Source organism: Methylobacterium gnaphalii (genome assembly GCF_007992215.1).
Lineage (GTDB): Bacteria > Pseudomonadota > Alphaproteobacteria > Rhizobiales > Beijerinckiaceae > Methylobacterium > Methylobacterium gnaphalii.
The window spans coordinates 277,623-295,235 of record NZ_BJZV01000004.1; the positions used below are offsets into that span (position 1 = coordinate 277,623).

The 17,613-nt window shown below is 69.0% G+C and carries 16 protein-coding genes; 10 read left to right on the forward strand and 6 right to left on the reverse strand.

The genetic code is table 11. From position 1 onward, the window contains the following. Position 1: 1 nt before the first annotated feature. Positions 2–712 carry a sigma-70 family RNA polymerase sigma factor gene (locus MGN01_RS05615; protein WP_147045651.1) on the reverse strand — a complete coding sequence of 237 codons (711 nt, stop codon included), beginning with the start codon at positions 710–712 and terminating at the stop codon, positions 2–4. A 398-nt stretch (positions 713–1,110) separates the two neighbouring features. Here MGN01_RS05615 and MGN01_RS05620 point away from each other — a divergent pair, with 398 nt between their 5' ends. Together MGN01_RS05620 and MGN01_RS05625 are read left to right on the forward strand one after the other, a co-directional pair. After that, positions 1,111–1,788 carry a response regulator transcription factor gene (locus MGN01_RS05620; RefSeq protein WP_147045599.1) on the forward strand — a complete coding sequence of 226 codons (678 nt, stop codon included), beginning with the start codon at positions 1,111–1,113 and terminating at the stop codon, positions 1,786–1,788. Then, positions 1,781–3,226, forward strand: a complete 1,446-nt coding sequence (locus tag MGN01_RS05625; RefSeq protein ID WP_147045600.1) for a sensor histidine kinase — start codon at positions 1,781–1,783, stop codon at positions 3,224–3,226. The genes MGN01_RS05620 and MGN01_RS05625 overlap by 8 nt, the downstream gene beginning before the upstream one ends. Before the next feature lie 55 nt (positions 3,227–3,281). On the opposite strand, the gene MGN01_RS05630 is transcribed toward MGN01_RS05625, so the two are convergent. Genes MGN01_RS05630 through cobS form a run of 3 tightly spaced genes read right to left on the reverse strand, consistent with a single transcriptional unit; the run spans position 3,282 to position 5,056 of the window. Then, a complete protein-coding gene (locus MGN01_RS05630; RefSeq protein ID WP_147045601.1) occupies positions 3,282–3,977 on the reverse strand; it encodes a retropepsin-like aspartic protease family protein in 696 nt (231 codons plus the stop codon). Then, positions 3,974–4,186 (reverse strand): DUF1289 domain-containing protein, encoded by a 213-nt coding sequence (locus tag MGN01_RS05635; protein ID WP_147045602.1) that lies wholly within the window; start codon positions 4,184–4,186, stop codon positions 3,974–3,976. Before MGN01_RS05635 ends, MGN01_RS05630 begins: the two co-directional genes overlap by 4 nt. Before the next feature lie 42 nt (positions 4,187–4,228). After that, positions 4,229–5,056 carry an adenosylcobinamide-GDP ribazoletransferase gene (gene cobS, locus MGN01_RS05640; protein WP_147045603.1) on the reverse strand — a complete coding sequence of 276 codons (828 nt, stop codon included), beginning with the start codon at positions 5,054–5,056 and terminating at the stop codon, positions 4,229–4,231. Positions 5,057–5,196: 140 nt separating this feature from the next. Here cobS and cobT point away from each other — a divergent pair, with 140 nt between their 5' ends. Beyond that, the gene (cobT, locus tag MGN01_RS05645) at positions 5,197–6,216 is read left to right on the forward strand and encodes a nicotinate-nucleotide--dimethylbenzimidazole phosphoribosyltransferase (protein ID WP_147045604.1); all 1,020 of its coding nucleotides are present in this window, start codon (positions 5,197–5,199) and stop codon (positions 6,214–6,216) included. Positions 6,217–6,221: 5 nt separating this feature from the next. On the opposite strand, the gene MGN01_RS05650 is transcribed toward cobT, so the two are convergent. Continuing rightward, entirely contained in the window at positions 6,222–7,757 is a 1,536-nt protein-coding gene (locus MGN01_RS05650; RefSeq protein ID WP_147045605.1) for a sensor histidine kinase, read from the reverse strand. 258 nt (positions 7,758–8,015) lie between these two features. Between MGN01_RS05650 and MGN01_RS05655 the strand changes: the two genes are divergently transcribed. The 6 genes from MGN01_RS05655 to pyrF all read left to right on the forward strand — a co-directional run bounded on the left by MGN01_RS05655 (position 8,016) and on the right by pyrF (position 14,793). Then, positions 8,016–9,002 carry an OmpA family protein gene (locus MGN01_RS05655; protein WP_147045606.1) on the forward strand — a complete coding sequence of 329 codons (987 nt, stop codon included), beginning with the start codon at positions 8,016–8,018 and terminating at the stop codon, positions 9,000–9,002. Positions 9,003–9,167: 165 nt separating this feature from the next. Continuing rightward, positions 9,168–9,623, forward strand: coding sequence for a (2Fe-2S)-binding protein (locus tag MGN01_RS05660; RefSeq protein ID WP_147045607.1), 456 nt, complete (start codon positions 9,168–9,170; stop codon positions 9,621–9,623). Positions 9,624–9,672: 49 nt separating this feature from the next. After that, a complete protein-coding gene (locus tag MGN01_RS05665; RefSeq protein ID WP_147045608.1) occupies positions 9,673–11,880 on the forward strand; it encodes a xanthine dehydrogenase family protein molybdopterin-binding subunit in 2,208 nt (735 codons plus the stop codon). 222 nt (positions 11,881–12,102) lie between these two features. Further along, a complete protein-coding gene (locus tag MGN01_RS05670; RefSeq protein ID WP_147045609.1) occupies positions 12,103–13,347 on the forward strand; it encodes an NAD(P)/FAD-dependent oxidoreductase in 1,245 nt (414 codons plus the stop codon). A gap of 62 nt (positions 13,348–13,409) precedes the next feature. Further along, positions 13,410–14,066 carry a uracil-DNA glycosylase family protein gene (locus tag MGN01_RS05675; protein WP_147045610.1) on the forward strand — a complete coding sequence of 219 codons (657 nt, stop codon included), beginning with the start codon at positions 13,410–13,412 and terminating at the stop codon, positions 14,064–14,066. 31 nt (positions 14,067–14,097) lie between these two features. Then, complete coding sequence (pyrF, locus tag MGN01_RS05680; protein ID WP_147045611.1) at positions 14,098–14,793, forward strand: orotidine-5'-phosphate decarboxylase; 696 nt, start codon at positions 14,098–14,100, stop codon at positions 14,791–14,793. A gap of 158 nt (positions 14,794–14,951) precedes the next feature. Here pyrF and MGN01_RS05685 read toward each other — a convergent pair whose 3' ends face one another. Then, on the reverse strand, positions 14,952–15,305 hold the full coding sequence (locus tag MGN01_RS05685; protein WP_147045612.1) for a PilZ domain-containing protein: 354 nt from the start codon (positions 15,303–15,305) through the stop codon (positions 14,952–14,954). 380 nt (positions 15,306–15,685) lie between these two features. Between MGN01_RS05685 and MGN01_RS05690 the strand changes: the two genes are divergently transcribed. Beyond that, entirely contained in the window at positions 15,686–17,416 is a 1,731-nt protein-coding gene (locus tag MGN01_RS05690; RefSeq protein WP_238258492.1) for a serine hydrolase, read from the forward strand. Positions 17,417–17,613 lie beyond the last annotated feature (197 nt).

Sequence of the window (17,613 nt, forward strand, 5' to 3'; positions counted from 1 at the left end):
CTCAAGCGGATGTGCGGCTGAGACGTCCATCGGCGAAGCCGAGAGAGGCGGCGAGTTCCGACCGGCCGCGGCTCACCCGGCTCTTCACGGTACCGACCTGGCAGCCGATCACTTCGGCGGCGTCCTCGTAGGTCATGCCCTGTGCGCCCACGAGGAGCAGGGCCTCGCGCTGGGAGGTGGGCAGTTTCGCGATCTGCGTCCAGACCTGCCGCAGCTCCATGCCGTCTTCCTGATCGGGCAGCGCGGCGAGCTGGCCGGCGAGGATGCCGTCGATATCCGCCACCTCCCGCTTTCGCTTGCGCCGCTCGCTGAAGAAGGTGTTGCGCAGGATCGTGAAGAGCCATGCCTTCAGGTTGGTGCCGGGTCGGAAGCTGCTCTGACTCTGCCAGGCCTTGAGCAGCGTATCCTGCACCAGGTCATCCGCTTGCGCAGGTCCGCCGGCGAGGCTGAGCGCGAAGGCACGCAATCCCGGAAGAGCGTCGAGCAAACCGTCGCGGAAGGCATGGCTATCGACCTCGGCCGTCGACAGCCGATCGAGTTCGGCGATCAGGGCGAGGAGCCGCGCGGGCTGATGCGGACCTTCGAAGGCGCAGTAGAATTCCCGAAGCTGCAGGCCGAGATGCCGGCGATCGGCATCCGAGAGCCTCGGACGGCTCGGGCTCTTTCGTGCAATGTCGGTCGTGGTGTCGTCGGATCGAGCATTGCGACGCATCGTCATCGACAAACCGTCAGTCCTTTTCTTGTTGCTTACAGATGGTGATCAAGCAATTGACCGTATCCGCTCTCGCAAATCGAGTATGAATAACAAATTAAGCAGAATTATTCTAAGATCATCGTCCAGACATGCAGAAATTGCCCGAGAACATCGCGATGTGCTTTCGGGGTGGCTCAAGATGTTCAGGTGCCGACACGGGTCGGCACCGCTCGATACGCCGTCACCGTGCGACGACGTTGGTCTGAGTTTGGAGCGCGACCCGGCGGGTGCCATTAAATTCGCGTTTAAGATCGGATCGGTGCGCGACCGACGGCTTGAAACCTTGGCATAGTCGAGGCTTGGCGGGCTCCCCGCTGCGAACCTCGCGCCGAGTCTGGACGAGGTGCTGAGGCGGGATGGGACGGCTACTGCTGGTCGAGGATGACGATGAGACTGCCGAGGAGGTGGTCGGCGACCTGCGTCGTCGCGGCTACGAGGTCGAACGGGCCGCGACGGGCCCGGACGGCCGAGCCGCGGCCTTTGCCGGCGGCTGGAACGTGATCATCCTCGACCGGCTCCTGCCGGGTTGCGACGGTCTTTCCGTGCTCCAGGACCTGCGCAAAGCGGGCGACAGGACGCCGGCTCTGCTGCTCAGCGCCCTCAGCGATGTCGACGAGCGCATCAGAGGATTGCGGGCCGGCGGCGACGATTATCTCACGAAGCCTTTCGCGCTCGGCGAACTCGCCGCCCGCATCGAGGCGCTGCTGCGGCGGCCGGTCGGGGCGAAGGAGGCGCTGCTGCGCCTCGGCACGCTCGAACTCGATCTCGTCAGCGGCAGGGGGCGTCGGGGTCGACGGGAGCTCGACCTGCTGCCGCGCGAACTGAAGCTGCTCGATTACTTGATGCGGCGTCCCGGCCAGGTCGTGACGCGGGCGATGCTGTTCGAAGAGGTCTGGAACTACCGCTTCGTTCCGAAATCGAACCTGATCGACGTCCATATCGGCCGGCTGCGGCGCAAGCTCGAAGCGGCCGGTGAACCGCCCCTGATCCATAGCGTGCGCGGACTGGGCTTCGCGTTGATGCCCGATGACTAGGTTCCCTTCGACCACCGCGTTCCGCTGGTCCTTCGCCATCGCGCTCTGGACAGCGACCGCCTCCCTGATCCTCTTCGCCTTCATCTTCTGGCAGACGACCTCGCTGGAACGCCGGGAGAACGACGAGACCATCGAGCGGCAGCTTGCCTATATTGCGGCCGATCCGACCGAGATCGTCCCGCGCATTCAGGACTGGCTGGGCGGCGGCATCCACGCCGACAGATTTGCCGGCTATTTCGCGCCCGACGGCCGTCATCTCGCCGGCAACATCACGGCGATCCCGTCGGGTCTCAAACGTAACGGCCAAGTGCGGGATTCCACGGGCCCGGTCTCCGTCAGCCATTCCGAGCCGCGCGACGATCTGCTCTGCGCAGCCCTTCAGCGCGCGGATGGCCACGTCGTCGTCGTGGCGTTGAGCGACGACGACATCGAGCGGGCCAAGGATGCGATGATCCGAACGCTCGGTCTCGCCCTCATCCCGATGATCCTGCTCTCGGTCATCGGCGGTATCGTCCTGTCGTCCCGCGCCCGCCGGAAGCTCGTGGCCACGGAAGGGGCTGTCGCGGCCGTGATGCGCGGCGACCTCGGCCAGCGCCTCCCGGCCGGAGCCGGACGGGACGAGTTCGATCGCCTGACCGCGAACGTGAACACCATGCTCGACCGGATCGAGATCCTGGTCGACGAGGTGCGCAGCGTTGGAGACGCTATCGCTCACGACCTGCGCACGCCGCTGACCCGGCTTCGGGCGCGTCTCGAACGCAGCCGCGACGAGGCGACCTCGGTCGAAGAGCTGCGGCAGGCGATCGACCGGGGTCTCGAATGGCTCGACCAGTGCCTCGGCCTGATCACGGCCATCCTGCGCATCGGCGAGATCGAGCATGGCCGTCGGCGCGCCGGCTTCCGCGACGTCAGCCTCGCCGATTGCCTGACGGAGGCGGCCGAGGTCTACGATCCGCTGGCCGAGGCCAAGAGGATCCGCATCGACCGCGCCATCGACGAGGGTCTGCCACCGATCTGGGGCGACCGGGAACTGCTGTTCGAGGCCCTCGCCAATCTCATCGACAATGCCGTGAAGTTCACGCCCGTGGGCGGTCGTATCCACCTCTCGCTGCGCCGGTACGGCGACGAGCTCGAAATCGGCATCGACGATAACGGTGCAGGCATCCCGCTTGCCGAGCGCTCGCACGTCTTCCAGCGCTTCTACCGGGCCGAGCCCGAGCGCCACAGCAGGGGCAACGGACTCGGCCTGAGCCTCGTCGCGGCTGTGGTCGCCCTCCACGACTTCACCATCACGCTCGAGGATGCCGTGCCGACGGGCTGCCGTTTCCGGATCGTCTGCCCGCTCGATGGGGCCACGGGGACGGCGAGGCCGAGGGCAGGCGAGCCGGCGCTCGTCTCGGCCGGTGTCGCGGACCAGGCCGAGGCGCCGGGCTCGTGAGCCGCTAGAGGAGCGGCGCGCGATACGATCCGGCGAGGAGGCTCGCCATGCCGGCCTAGCGGCTCCTGAGGATCAGCCGGTCGCCGCGCACCTCGTAGGAGGGCAGGCGGGTCAGGAAGCTCTGGCCGAGCAGGTTGGTGCTCAGCGCGCCGGGCTGGCTCACCATGGCATCGACGTTGCGCTCGGTGATCGGGCCGATGGTGATGGATTCCAGCCGGATCGGCGCGGTCATCGCCGTGCCGTTGGCCGTGGAGACCTTCTGGGTGAACTCCCGCTCGGCCGGCTTGATGCCGAGCGCCGCGGCGCTCTCCATGGTCAGCACGACGGAGCTCGCTCCGGTATCGAAGGCGAAGCGCTGCTCAGCGCGGCCGTTGATCTCGGCGAATACCGAGAAGTCGCCGTCCGAGCGGCGGGTGATGGTGACCTCGCCGCCGGGCCCGACCACGGCCGTACCCGGCCGAAGCGAACCGAGCATGGTGCCGCCGAACTGCCGGGCCTGCTCCCTGTAGGTGTAGCCGGCGATGACGGCCGCGCCGATCGCCGCCCAGATCAGCAGGTGGCGCAGGTTCTCGCTCATGCGATCGCGGAAACGGTGCCAGATACCGGCGGTCATCAGGATGAGCAGCGCACTGAGATAGGCGAGGTGCCCGAACTGGTCCGAGTCGACGCCCGCGACCTGGCTGTGGTCGCCGGCCGCGATCAGCGCGATCAGGGCCGCGCCGAGGATGCCGAGCCCGATCCAGAGTCTCATCGTCCCTCGCCGGTGCGGTGGGGATAGGCCTGGCGCAGGCGCTCGGGGAGGAGCGCCATCAGCGCCAGCCGCTGCGGTTCGCTCATCGAACCCCAAAGGGCAATCTCGTTCCGTGAGCGGCCGCACCCCTCGCACAGGCCCGTGACGGCATCGAGAACGCAGACCTTGGTGCAGGGGCTGGACGGCTTCGGGCGGAGAGGAGCGTTCATCACCGGGGCAGATGGGCCGACGCGCGGCCGGGAATCAAGGGCTCACACCGGGGTTGCCGCCAGAAGGCCGATCAATCCGAAGATCTCGGCAACCTGCTGGCAGGCGCCGATGACGTCGCCGGTCTGGCCGCCGATCTGTTGCCGCGCGAGGCGGGTCAGCCCGTAGGCGGCGGCCGGGGCGAGTGCGAGCATCAGCACGACGCCGAGCAGCGGCAGGCCCGCCGCCCAGGCGATCAGGCCGAGCAGGAGACAGATGCCGGCGGCGATCGCGACCGTCGGAGGTGTCGGGCGGCCGACCGAGGCGCCGGCGCCGCCGGGCCGGGCGGGCTCGAGCAGCACCATCGGTGCAAGCGCGGCGCTGCGCGAGACGGCGGCGACGAGCAGCAACGCCACGGCCGCAAGCGCGCCCGAGCGGTCGAGCAGCGTCGCCAGGGCACCGAGCCGCAGCGAGTACGAGAGCACCAGGGCGGTGCCGCCATAGGCGCCGATGCGGCTGTCGCGCATGATCTCGAGGCGGCGCATCCAGGTCCTGCCGCCGCCGAACCCGTCGGCGACGTCGGCGAGGCCGTCCTCGTGCATCGCGCCGGTGACGAGCGCCAGCACCGCCAGCGCCAGCGCCGAGGCGACGAAGGGGCCGAGCCGCAACTCCCAGGCGGCAACGAGCACCAGCGCCGCCGGCAGCGCCAGCAGCAGGCCCGCGAGCGGCAGAACGCGCGGCACCGTGGTGAAATCGGGCGTGCCGTATGGCGCCGGCTCGTCCGGGAGGGGCGGGATCGGCAGGCGCGTGAAGAAGCGCAGGCAGGCGGCGATATCGTAGAGGACGCCCGCGCCGGGGAAGAACGGGGTATGGTCGGCCCGGTCGTCGCGCATTGCTCGCCTGTCACGGGCGCCGGCCGCATCGGATCACCCGCATGCCTTCACCGCGCCCGCCGGGACTTCTATAGCGCCGCGAGCCCGTTTCCCGCCACGCCCTCGGGCGCCGGTACTCCCTCTTCGCCCAAGGTTCCGCGATGACAGACGAATCCTCGCCCTTCGCCGACATCCGCCGCCTCGTCGCCGAGATGCCGGGTCCGGACGAGGACGCCCTCGCCGCGGTTCGCGCCCGCGACGCCGCGCTGACCAAGCCCGCAGGGTCGCTGGGCCGTCTGGAGGATCTCGTGGAATGGCTCGCGGCGTGGCAGGGCAAGGCCATGCCGAGCTTCGACCGGCCGCTGGTCTGCGTCTTCGCCGGCAGCCACGGCGTCACCGCCCGGGGCGTCTCGGCGTTCCCCGATGCGGTGAACCGCCAGATGCTGGAGAACTTTTCGGCCGGTGGCGCGGCGATCAACCAGCTCTGCGCGGCCTACGGCCTCGGCTTCAAGGTGTTCGACCTCGCCATCGACATGCCGACCGGCGACATCTGCGAGGGGCCGGCGCTCGACGAGCGCGCCACCGTCGCCACCATGGCCTTCGGCATGGAGGCGGTGGCCGCCGGCACCGATTGCCTCGGCATCGGCGAAATGGGCATCGGCAACACCACCATCGCGGCGGCGATCTACTGCGCGCTCTGGGGTGGCGAGCCGGCGCACTGGGTCGGGCGCGGCACCGGCGTCGACGCGGCGGGGCTCGCGCGCAAGGCCGAGGCGGTCGCACTGGCGCTCGAGACCCATGCCGGGCATCTCGACGATCCGCTCTCCGTTCTCGCCCGGCTCGGCGGCCGCGAGATCGCGGCGATGGCGGGCGCCATTCTCGCGGCGCGGCTGCAACGCGTGCCGGTGGTGCTCGACGGCTACGTCTCCACCGCGGCGGCGGCCGTGCTGCACGCCCTCGACCCGCGCGCCCTGGACCACTGCGTCGCCGGCCATGTCTCGGCCGAGGGCGTTCACGCGGAGGTGCTGGACCGCCTCGGTCTCGATCCCCTTCTCTCCCTGGGGTTGCGCCTCGGCGAGGCCTCCGGCGCGGCGCTGGCGATGGGTCTGATCAAGGGAGCACTCGCCTGCCACCGCGACATGGCGACCTTCGCGCAGGCGGGAGTGGCAGGCCCAGCCTGACCGCCTCAGGCGGCGCGGGCTCGCCTCGGCTTCTGTTCCGCGGCGGGCGGCGGATTGAGATCCACCGCCGGCAGCGTGTCCATCACACGGCTCGCCGGGAAGGTGACGATCACCTCGGTGCCCTCGCGCGGCTTCGACTTGAGCTGGAAGCCGCCGCCATGCAGGTCGACGAGGCCCTTCACGATCGGCAGGCCGAGGCCCGAGCCCTGCTCGGCGGTCTTGATGGCGAGCGAGCCGCGGCCGAAGGACGACAGCACGGTGCCGATCTCGTCCTCGGGGATGCCGGGCCCGGAATCCTTCACGCTGACATATTGGCCGCCCGACGAGGTCCAGCCGACCTTCACGGTGATCTCGCCGCCCTGCGGCGTGAACTTCACGGCGTTCGAGAGCACGTTGAGCACGATCTGGCGGAGCGCGCGCTCGTCCGCCCAGAGCCGCGGCATCGAATCGTCGACATGGACGCGGATCGTCTGGCCCTTCCCGCGGGCGCGCAGCGCCATCATGTGCTGCGCCTCCTCGACGGCGGCGGCGAGCGTCACCGCCTCCTCGTTGAGGTCGTAGCGCCCGGCCTCGACGCGCGAGAGATCCAGGATCTCGTTGATCAGGTTCAGGAGGTGCATCCCACTGTCGTGGATGTCGGTGGCGTATTCCTGGTAGGCCGGCGAGGCGTGCGCGCCGAAGATCTCGTTCTTCATCACCTCGGAGAAGCCGAGGATGGCGTTGAGCGGCGTGCGGAGCTCGTGGCTCATGGTGGCGAGGAAGCTCGACTTGGCGAGATTGGCCTCTTCGGCCCGCCGCCGCGCCTCGTCGGAGTTCGCCTTGGCCTGCTCCAGCTCGGCGAAGATCGCGTCCTTCTCCGCGCGTGATTGCAGCGCGCCGACCGCCGAGGCGTAGAGCCGCCGTCCGAGTCCCGCGAAGAAAACCTGGCTGCCGATCGCCATCACCACGAGCGGCACCGTGTGGGTGCCCTGGGCATCGGTGAGCAGCGACAGCGCGGCCAGGGTCAGCGGCACCAGCGCGCAGATCGCGGCCAGCGGCACGGTCGCGGCGAGCATCGTCGCCACCGCGGCGATGACGACGAGACCGAACAGCGCGAAGGTGCGCGCATCCGGCGTGGTCAGCGGGATCAGCAGCGCCCAGGTGCAGCTCTGGAGCACCTCGCCGAGGACGAAGATGCGGCGCCAGCGCTTGAGCGCGTTGCTCGCCGTCGCCTGCTTCAGGAAGCGCCGGCACAGCAACGTCGTGGCGGCGAGGGCGGTGACGACCAGCGCGCAGCTCAGCGCCGCCGCAATCGGAGGAACCCAGATGGTCGAGGTGCCCGCCAGGGCGATGGCGAACATCACCAGCGGGATGGCGGCATCGGCGCGATACTGCGCGTAGAGCCGCATCAGCTCGAAATCGAAGGCGCGCTCCAGGCCGCTCGTCGAGGTTAGCCGCTCGCGCGCCGAGCGAAGATCGCGCGACATGCTGCGGCGGCGGGCGGCCTCCTCGAGGGACGGTCCGCGGCCGCGTTGAACCATCTCCGCGGTCAGGTCAGACATTCGGACGGGATCAGGTGCGCGAGCGACGCCCCGCTGACGCGAGGCTGGAAACGAAGACCGCCACACTGCGCCCGAACCGTTAAGAAGCGGCTGCCGCGTTCGACGGCATTTTCGGGATCGCGCTCGTGCGCCGCGTGTCGCCTGGGGCTGGCGGCGCGCGAGATGCTTCGCCATGGTGCCGGTTTCGCTTCCTGTCCCGCGGTGGATACTGTCTAGCGCGGGACGAAGACTTGCGAGGACATGGCGATGCGCATGCGAATGGCACCTCGTCTCCGAATCGGGGCGCTCGTCGTCCTGCTGTCAGGATTTGCGTCGGCTACGGTTCGGGCGGACGACGTCGCCGGCGCGAAGGACCACCCCCTGGTCGGCCGCTTCGAGGGATCGACCATCGCGGATTACAAGGTGCGAGGGTTCGACGAAGCCGCGCTGCTTCGGGCACCGGTCGATTACGGCGCTCTTCTGGAGCGCAACGCGCCCGAGGACCGATCCGGCCCCGAATGGCTCGGTGTGCAAGGCAAGCTGACCGAGATCCGCTACGAGATCCCCGAACATCGGTCATCGCTCGAAGTGATGATGAACTACCAGTCGTTCCTGAAAGAGAATGAGTTCGACATTCAGTTCACCTGTTCGGACAGCGCGTGTCTGAAGGGTAACGTGCGCGATCCTTACGTGCTCGGTCAGCTGATCGATGCGCGAAACGGTGTCTCGACGTCCTATTTCGACCACGCGCGCTATCTTCTGGCCAGCGCCGATCGATCCGGAGCCCCCGTCTACGTGGCCGTGATCACAGGTGAGGACAAAGAACGGACAACCGCCTTCGTCCGGGTCGTGGAAACCAAGGCGGCCGAACTCGACAAGATCAAGCTCGTAACGGCCGGCGAGATGAAACAGGCCATGGATCGCGCCGGGCGCGTCCAACTCTACGGCATTCAATTCGATTTCGACAAAGCGACGATCAGGCAGGAATCGCGGCCGACACTCGCCGAGATTGCCAAGGTGATGTCGGAGAACCCTGGTCTGAATCTCGAAATCGTCGGTCATACCGACGACAAGGGTAAGGACGCCTACAACCTCGCTCTGTCCAATCGTCGGGCGGCCAGCGTCGTGTCTGACTTGCAGGAGAGCTTCGGCGTCGCCGGATCGCGGCTGACGAGCCGCGGCGCAGGCATGTCGCAACCGCTCGTCCCGAACGACACCGACACTAACAGAGCGAAGAATCGGCGAGTCGAGCTGATCGTGAAATAGCTCTGCGAGGATCGCGATGCCCCGGCGCGGGGGACGGAATCCCCTTGCGCAGCCGATGAGGACAGCGGCTTTTAGGAACGGTTCCAGCCTCATGTGCGCCGGCGCACATCGCATTCGCCCTGGCCGGTCACACATCCTGAGGCAATTCGAAACGCGGAGACCGCGATGCTGAAGCTCACCGTCAACGGCGTCGCGCACGACGTCGACGCCGATCCCGAGATGCCTCTGCTCTGGGCGATCCGCGACCGCCTCAACATGACCGGCACCAAGTATGGCTGCGGTATCGCGCAATGCGGCGCCTGCACGGTGCATTTGGACGGCCAGCCCGTCCGCTCCTGCCAGACCCGTATCGGCGACGTCGGCGAGGCCAAGATCACCACGATCGAGGGCATTTCCGGGAAGGTCGCGGAGGCCGTGCAGGGCGCATGGCGCAATCTCGACGTCGTGCAGTGCGGTTACTGCCAGTCGGGGCAGATCATGTCCGCGATCGGCCTGCTCACCGACAATCCGAAGCCGTCCGACGCCGACATCGACGGCGCCATGGAGGGCAACGTCTGCCGATGCGGCACCTACCAGCGCATCCGCGCTGCGATCCACGAGGCGTCCAAGACCCTCGGCTGATCGCCTTTCCCAACGATTCTCCGATCCCGTCGCCGCAGCGGAGCCCGCCATGCTCAAGACCGTCCGGTCCCTCGCCACGCACCAGCGCGCGCCCTCGCGCCGCGCCTTTCTCGCCGGCAGCGCCGCCGGCGCCATCCTCTTCGGCTTCCGGCTCGACCTGAAGAACCCTGCTCACGCCGCCGCAGGGCCCGATCTTTCGAAGGTCCCGGCCCAGCCCAACGCCTTCGTGCGCATCGCCGCCGACGATACCGTCACGGTGATGAGCAAGCATCTCGACATGGGGCAGGGCAACGCCACCGGCCTCGCCACGATCCTGGCGGACGAGCTCGATGCGGATTGGGCGCAGGTGCGCACCGCCTTCGCACCGGCCGATGCAGCGCTATACAGTAACCTGCTGATGGGCCCGGTGCAGGGCACCGGCGGCTCCACGGCCATCGCCAATTCCTGGTTCCAGCTGCGCAAGGCGGGCGCTGCCGCTCGCGAGATGCTGGTCGCGGCCGCCGCCGCCCAGTGGAAGGTGCCGGCCGGCGAGATCACCGTGTCGAAGGGCGTGGTGCGCCACGCCGCCTCGAACCGCGAGGCCCGGTTCGGTCAGCTCGCCGAGGCTGCCGCCAGCCTGCCGGTGCCGCAGGAGCCGCGACTGAAGGACCCGTCGGCCTGGACGCTGATCGGCAAGCAGGCCCATCGCATCGACTCTGTTTCCAAGACCGACGGCAGCGCGATCTACTCCCTCGACATCCGGCGGCCCGGCCAGGTGACGGCCCTCGTCGCCCATCCACCGCGCTTCGGCGCCACGGTTCGGCGCTTCGACGATGCGGCGGCGAAGGCGGTGCCCGGTGTGGTTGCCGTCGTGAAGATCCCCTCCGGCGTCGCCGTGATCGCGCGCGACACCTGGACAGCGATGAAAGGCCGCGAGGCGCTGAAGGTCGAGTGGGACGACTCGGCCGCCGAGAAGCGCTCCTCCGACGCGATCCTCGCCGAGTATCGCGAGACCGCCAAGCGCCCCGGCCTCGTCGCCTCGCAGGCCGGCGACCCGGATGCGGCGATCAAGGGCTCGGCCAAGGTGATCGAGGCCGAGTTCAGCTTCCCATACCTGGCCCATGCCGCGATGGAGCCGCTCAACGCCACGATCGAACGGGCCGCCGACGGCTCGTTCGACGTCTATGCCGGCAGCCAGCTCCAGACCGTCGAGCAGGCGGTGGTGGCCGCGACGCTGGGCGTGACGCCGGGCAAGGTTCGCCTGCACACGCAATGGGCCGGCGGCTCCTTCGGCCGGCGCGCGACGCCCGTTGCCGATTACTTCGCGGAGGCCGCGAGCATCGTCGCCGCCTGGGACGGCCGGGCGCCGGTGCACCTGGTCTGGACCCGCGAGGACGACATGGCGGGCGGCTACTATCGCCCGACCGTCTTTCACACCGTGAAGGCCGGCCTCGACGCCAAGGGCGCCATCACCGGCTGGCGGCACACCATCGTCGGCAAGTCGATCATGATCGGCTCGCCCTTCGAGGCGATGATCGTGAAGAACGGCATCGACGCCACCACCGTCGAGGGTGCCTCGGACACGCCCTACCAGATCCCTGCCTACCGCTTCGACGTGCATAACGGGCGCGAGGGCGTGCCGGTGCTGTGGTGGCGCTCGGTCGGCCACACCCACACGGCGCATGCGATGGAGGTGTTCATCGACGAGTTGGCCCACGCCGCCGGGGCCGACCCCGTCGCCTACCGTCTCGGCCTCCTCGGGCGCGCGCCGCGCCTCTCCGGCGTGCTCAAGCTCGCCGCGAAGGAGGCGGGCTGGGACAAGAAGCCGACGGAGAAGGGGCGCGGCTTCGGCGTCGCCGTCCACGAATCCTTCGGCTCCTACGTCGCCATGGTGGCGGATGTGACGGCGGGCGAGTCTACCGTGAAGGTCGACCGCATCGTTGCCGCCGTGGATGTTGGCGTTGCGGTGAACCCGGACATTATCCGCGCGCAGGTCGAGGGCGCCGTGGGCTTCGCGCTCTCCGCCGTGCTGCGCAACCGCATCACGCTGAAGGACGGCGTGGTGCAGGAGACGAACTTCGACAGCTACCAGCCGACCCGGATGCCCGAGATGCCGCGGGTCGAGGTGCACATCATGCCCTCGTCGGAGGCGCCCACGGGCATCGGCGAGCCCGGCGTGCCGGTGCTCGCTCCGGCCATCTCGAATGCGATCTTCGCGGCCACCGGCCAGCGGCTGCGCTCGCTGCCGCTCGACCTCGCGGCGCTGAAGGGCGTGTAATCCAATCGGGCGGGTGCCGTTGCACACATCGGCACGTATGCGACCGATGCATGGTCACGACACCCAAGAGGTTTCGACCCCTCCGAAGACTCCAACGGCGTGGCCCAGTGGCCGCGCCGTTTTTTCATGCGGCGCTCGCTGAGCCGGCCGCTCGGCCATGACGGCAGGGCCCTTTCACCCGATACTCGGCCTCTGCCGGCGAGTCGGCGGAGGGCCTTTCGGATGGCGAAGCGCATCGTAGTGGCAGGCGGCGGCTTCGCCGGATTGTGGGCCGCGGCCGCGGCAGCACGCCTGCGCGATCGTCGTGGTGCCGAGGCCAGGCTCGACATCAGGCTCGTCGCGCCCGATCCGTTCCACACCATCCGCGTGCGCTGCTACGAGAGCGATCTGGCCGGCATCCGCGTGCCGCTCGACGATGTGCTCGGGCCGATCGGCGTGCAACGCTGCGAGGCGCGGGTGGAGCGGATCGACGCGGACCGGCGCTCACTCACGATCCGCGCCACCGGCGGCTCGGGGCAAGAGCTTGGCTATGACCGGCTGGTGCTCGCCTCCGGTAGCGCCGTGGTTCCGCCGCCGATCCCCGGCCTCTCGGAGCATGCCTTCGACGTCGACACCTATGCGGGCGCGGCCCGGCTCGACGCGCATCTTCGGGCCCTGGCCGAAGGCCGGGCGCAGCCGGGGCGTTGGACCGCCGCCGTGCTCGGGGCGGGTCTCGTCGGGATCGAGATCGCCTGCGAGCTGCCCGCGCGTCTGGCGGCCTTGCGCGCGGCCGGGTCGGATGAGCCGGTGCGGGTGATCCTGATCGAGCGCGGCCCGGAGATCGGGGCCGATATGGGCGCGGGCCGTCCCGCGATCCTGGCGGCCCTGGCGGCCCTGGCGGAGGCCGGCGTCGAGACTCGAACTGGCACAACGATCGCCTCGGTGGACGCTCGGGGGATCAACCTGGGAAACGGCGAGACCATCCCGGTGGGCACCCTCATCTGCGCGACCGGCCTGCGGGCGAGCCCGCTGGCCGAGCAACTCGCCGCGCCTCGTGACCGGCTCGGCCGGTTGGAGGTCGATGCCTATCTGGCCGTGGAGAATGTGCCCGGCGTCTATGCGGCCGGTGACATTGCGCGGGCGGCCGCCGACGATGCGGGACACGCCACGGTCATGTCCTGCCAGCACGCCCGGCCGATGGGTCGGCTCGCAGGCCACAACGCCGCCTGCGACCTCCTCGGGGTCCCGGACGAGCGGGCCGCGTTCTTCGCGCCGGACTACGTCACCGTGCTCGATCTCGGCCCCTGGGGCGCGGCCTATACCAGCGGGTGGGAGCGGGGTGTCCTCGTCGCGTCTGGCGAGGAGGCGAAGCGGGTGAAGTCGACGATCAACCGGCAGCGCATCTATCCGCCCGGCGGCCGCGACGCGATCCTTGCTGCGGCCGCGCCGATCATCCAGAGCCGTCCGGCCGCGCCGCGGGCCACGTGATCGGTTGCCGCACCGGCGCGACAACCGTGGTCTCACGGCACGCGTCCACCCATCTCCCGGTCATGACTGCCGCCATACCCTTCGAGATGACCGCCGCGCGGCTGCGCGCCTGCCGGATCTGCCGGGACGCGCCGCTCTACGGCGCGCCGCTGCCGCAGGAGCCTCGCCCGATCGTGCAGGGGTCGGGGAGCGCGCGGCTCTGCATCGCGAGCCAGGCGCCAGGGAACCGCGCGGACCGCTCGGGCGTGCCATTCATGGATCCGTCGGGCGTGCGGCTGCGCGACTGGCTCGGGCTCGGCGAGGCGGATTTCTACGATGCCAGCCGGATCGCCATCGTGCCGATGGGCTCCTGCTTTCCCGGGCTCGATGCCAAGGGCGGCGACCGGCCGCCGCGGCGCGAATGCGCCGAGCGCTGGCGCGAGGAACTCTTCGCCGGCCTGCCGGAGCTGGAGCTGATCCTGGTGATCGGCCAATACGCGCAGGCCTGGCATCTCGGCCGTCTCGAGGGCGGCCTGACCGAGACCGTGCGGCGCTGGCGCGAGATTCTGGCCGCGCCGCGCCGGCCCCGCATCCTGCCGCTGCCGCACCCCTCCTGGCGCAACAACGGGTGGCTGAAGGCTCAGCCCTGGTTCGAGGCGGAGCTGCTGCCGGTGCTCAAGGTCGAGGTCGCGCGGGTGATGGCGGTGTCCCCTGCATTGACAGCCCCGGCCGAGCCGTGATGGTGCCGCCATCCTTCAACCGAGACTGCCGATGCCGGAGCTGCAAGACCCCCGCGACCGCCTGATCGTCGCTCTCGACCTCGCCGACGTGGCGGCGGCCGAGGCCCTGGTCGAGCGCATCGGCGATGCCGCGACCTTCTACAAGATCGGCTACCGGCTCGGTTACGCGGGCGGACTCGACTTCGCCGCGCGCCTGGCCCGGCGCGGGCTCAAGACCTTCATCGACCTCAAGCTGCACGACATCGGCAATACGGTGGAGGAGGGGGTGCGCTCGCTCTCCGGCCTCGGCGCGACTTTTCTCACGGTGCATGCCTATCCGCAAACCATGCGCGCCGCCGTCCGGGGGGCCGCCGGCAGCGGGCTCAAGATTCTCGCCGTGACGGTGCTGACCTCCTACGACGAGGCCGATGCGCGCGAGGCCGGCTACGCCCTGCCGGTAGCCGATCTCGTCGCGCTGCGCGCACGCCAGGCCGCGGAAGCCGGGATCGACGGCATCGTCTGCAGTGCGGCCGAGGCGGTTTCGGTGCGCGGCGAGATCGGTCCTGACAGACTCATTGTCACGCCGGGCATCCGGCCGGCCGGGGCGAGCCTCGGCGACCAGAAGCGGGTCATGACGCCGGGCGAGGCCCGTGCGGCCGGCATCGACCACGTCGTGGTCGGACGGCCCATCACCGGGGCGGACGACCCGCGCGACGTCGCCCAGAGGATCGTCGCCGAGATGGCGTGACAGCAGGACTTTCGCGGATGGCGCCCGGCTGCTGGATCGTTCAAGTCGATGCGCGTGATCCCAAGGCCTGAAAGGACCACACCCGCTACGAACGGCGCCAGTTCCGGCATCGTCATCATCGAGGGCTTCGGAGTGCAGCCCGCGGCGGGCCGGCGGCCTCAGATCTCGAAGAAGCGGCTGCGACGGACCTGAAGCGGCTTGCCAGCATCCGGAGGCGGCTCGGGCGCGGCGGGCGCGACTTCCTTCGGGGGCGCCTGCTTGAGCTTGCCGACCTGTTCTATGAACACGCCGACATACTCGCCACGGCGCCAGGCCACCTTCACCGAGCAGACGAAGTCGCGGCCGAGCACCTTGAACTTGAAATGATCGGGCAGGGCGATCTTGCTCGGCACGCCGAGCCGTGCGCCGGATTTCGACACGTCCTTGACCGTGCAGGGGATCTCGGTGCCGTCGGCGAGCCGGATCATTGCGATCCAGTTGGTCTCCCGCCGTTCTTCGTTGCGTGTGATCATCGTCGCCCGAAGACGGAGGCAGCCCTGGTTACAAATTACCGTCCCAACCCTAGGAATGCGTAAACGTCAGATTGTCTTATGCCGTACCGTTTATCTCCGGTTGCGTGAGCTCTGCTCTACGACCCTGTCGTGCAGAAAGGAGGGATGCTTCATGCAACCGGTAAGGTTGCGTCGACCGGAAGGGCTGGGACCGGAGTTCGACCACGCTCCACAATCTCGCCACCGGGGTGACGACCTGAGGCCGGCCGTCGGCCGATCTATGCTCGCGCACGGCATGTCGGCTTGCCGCATCGGGCGCGGTGACAAGATGTCATCGCGTAGCCGTAATGAACACGAAGGTTGACGCGCTTCGGCGACAGTCTCGACCGGCAGAGGAATGCGTGATCGGTGACAGGCTCGCATCGCGTCTCGGCGCGATCGTCATGGTCGGGCTCGCGCTCGTGGCACCCGCCGCGGCACGCCCGCGCGTGACCGAAGCGACCTACGCGGCCGCAGCCGAGGGCCTGATCGAGCCCTACCTGCAATCCGGACTGTTCTCGGGCACGATCCTCGTGGCGAAGGACGGCAAGCCGGTCTTCCGCCGCGCCTACGGCCTCGCCAACCGCGAGTGGAACGCGGCCAATACCCTCGACACGCATTTCCGCATCGGCTCGCTCACCAAGCCGTTCACGGCGGCAGCGATCCTGAAGCTCGCGGAGGCCGGCAAGCTGAGGCTCGACGACCGCATCCGCCGTTTCGTGCCGAGCGCGCCGGCCTCCTGGGACCATGTCACCCTGCGCCACCTGCTCGGACACACCTCAGGGATCATCAACTACACGGCCTTGCCGGACTACTACGCCAAGATCTCCCGCCTCGAACGCTCACCGCAGGAGATCATCGCGCTGGTGGAGAGCGAGCCCCTGCTGTTCGAGCCGGGCACGCGGATGGAGTACAGCAACACCGGCTACGTCCTGCTCGGCATGGCGATCGAGGCGGCGGCCGGCCAGCCCTACGCGCAATATATCCGCGACACCTTCCTCACGCCGCTGGCGCTGAAGGAGACCGGCTACGACGATGTCAGCCTGGTTCTGCCGCACCGGGCCTCGGGCTACCGCTTCGGCCAGGCGCATTGGCGCAACGCCCCGGCCATGGCCTCCAGCATCGCCTATGCCGCGGGCGGCCTCTATTCGACGGCCGACGACCTGCTCGCCTGGAGCCGGGCGCTGTTCGGCGGGAAGGTCCTATCGGCGGCCTCGCTCGCCGAGATGACCGACGACGGCGGCCGCGGCTACGGGCTCGGCTGGTATGTCGGCAAGGCGCATGAGCGCCGGCTCTGGTCGCATGGAGGCGCGGTCTCGGGCTTCCTGTCGATGATCGACCATTATCCCGATGACGGGCTCGACGTGATCGTGCTCGCCAACAACGAGAACGCACCGGCGCAGAAGATCGCGCGCGAGCTCTCCGCGCTGTGGCTCGGCGTGCTCGATCCGCCGGACTCGATCGTGCTGGAGGATGTGATCCTTGACCGTTACGCCGGCACCTACCGGCTCGGGCCGCGCTTCTTCCTGACCATCACCCGCGAGCGCGGGCGCTTGCTGTCGAAGGGCACGGGCGAGCCGCCGGTCCTGTTCCTGCCCGAGAGCGACCGCACCTTCGTCTCGCCGGCGATCGATGCCCGCATCACCATCGACACCGAGCCGGATGGACGCCCGAACGGCCTCATCTTCCACAAGGCGGGGCGCGACCGGATCGCACCGCGGATCGCCCCGGAGGAAGCGGAGCGCATCCTGGCTGAGCCGCGGCCGCTCCGCCGCGAGGTGGCGGTCGACCGCGCACGGCTGCGCCGGCTGACGGGTCGCTACGAGCTCGGCCCGAGCCAGTTCCTGACTGTCACCTCCGAGAACGGACACCTGTACGCTCAAGCCACCGGCCAGCCCCGAAACGAGTTCTTCGCGGAGAGCGAGCGCGCGTTCTTTCTCAAGTCGGCCGATGTCCAACTGAGCTTCGACCTCGACGGCGTGGGTCGCGCCACCGGCCTCGTCCTGCACCAGAACGGTCTCGACACGCCGGCACCCCGCGTCGAGCTGGATCAGGCCTCGACCAGGAAGCCTGCCAAGACCCAGGCCCGTTGAGTTTCGAAGCCCGAGGTGTCGCCATCACCCGCGAACGGGCGTAAAAGGCAGTAACGAAAGCGGTGCTCAAGCAGAGTCGCGCCTCGCGCAAAATCCGTTATCGAGCAATGGCTTGCCGGGAGCCGCGTGGGGTTGGCCTAAAGTCCACCTTGATTTGACGCACCGGCTGGCCTTGTCTCCCGCGACAAAGCCGCCAA

What these genes read in the sequence shown, in the direction of transcription:
- cobT (WP_147045604.1), top strand. Translation starts at nt 5,197, where the DNA reads ATGACAGACGAATCCTCGCCCTTCGCCGACATCCGCCGCCTCGTCGCC.
- MGN01_RS05675 (WP_147045610.1), top strand. Translation starts at nt 13,410, where the DNA reads ATGACTGCCGCCATACCCTTCGAGATGACCGCCGCGCGGCTGCGCGCC.
- MGN01_RS05625 (WP_147045600.1), top strand. Translation starts at nt 1,781, where the DNA reads ATGACTAGGTTCCCTTCGACCACCGCGTTCCGCTGGTCCTTCGCCATC.
- MGN01_RS05655 (WP_147045606.1), top strand. Translation starts at nt 8,016, where the DNA reads ATGGCACCTCGTCTCCGAATCGGGGCGCTCGTCGTCCTGCTGTCAGGA.
- MGN01_RS05635 (WP_147045602.1), bottom strand. Translation starts at nt 4,186, where the DNA reads ATGAACGCTCCTCTCCGCCCGAAGCCGTCCAGCCCCTGCACCAAGGTC.
- MGN01_RS05665 (WP_147045608.1), top strand. Translation starts at nt 9,673, where the DNA reads ATGCTCAAGACCGTCCGGTCCCTCGCCACGCACCAGCGCGCGCCCTCG.
- cobS (WP_147045603.1), bottom strand. Translation starts at nt 5,056, where the DNA reads ATGCGCGACGACCGGGCCGACCATACCCCGTTCTTCCCCGGCGCGGGC.
- MGN01_RS05660 (WP_147045607.1), top strand. Translation starts at nt 9,168, where the DNA reads ATGCTGAAGCTCACCGTCAACGGCGTCGCGCACGACGTCGACGCCGAT.
- MGN01_RS05615 (WP_147045651.1), bottom strand. Translation starts at nt 712, where the DNA reads ATGCGTCGCAATGCTCGATCCGACGACACCACGACCGACATTGCACGA.
- pyrF (WP_147045611.1), top strand. Translation starts at nt 14,098, where the DNA reads ATGCCGGAGCTGCAAGACCCCCGCGACCGCCTGATCGTCGCTCTCGAC.
- MGN01_RS05685 (WP_147045612.1), bottom strand. Translation starts at nt 15,305, where the DNA reads ATGATCACACGCAACGAAGAACGGCGGGAGACCAACTGGATCGCAATG.
- MGN01_RS05620 (WP_147045599.1), top strand. Translation starts at nt 1,111, where the DNA reads ATGGGACGGCTACTGCTGGTCGAGGATGACGATGAGACTGCCGAGGAG.
- MGN01_RS05650 (WP_147045605.1), bottom strand. Translation starts at nt 7,757, where the DNA reads ATGTCTGACCTGACCGCGGAGATGGTTCAACGCGGCCGCGGACCGTCC.
- MGN01_RS05630 (WP_147045601.1), bottom strand. Translation starts at nt 3,977, where the DNA reads ATGAGACTCTGGATCGGGCTCGGCATCCTCGGCGCGGCCCTGATCGCG.
- MGN01_RS05670 (WP_147045609.1), top strand. Translation starts at nt 12,103, where the DNA reads ATGGCGAAGCGCATCGTAGTGGCAGGCGGCGGCTTCGCCGGATTGTGG.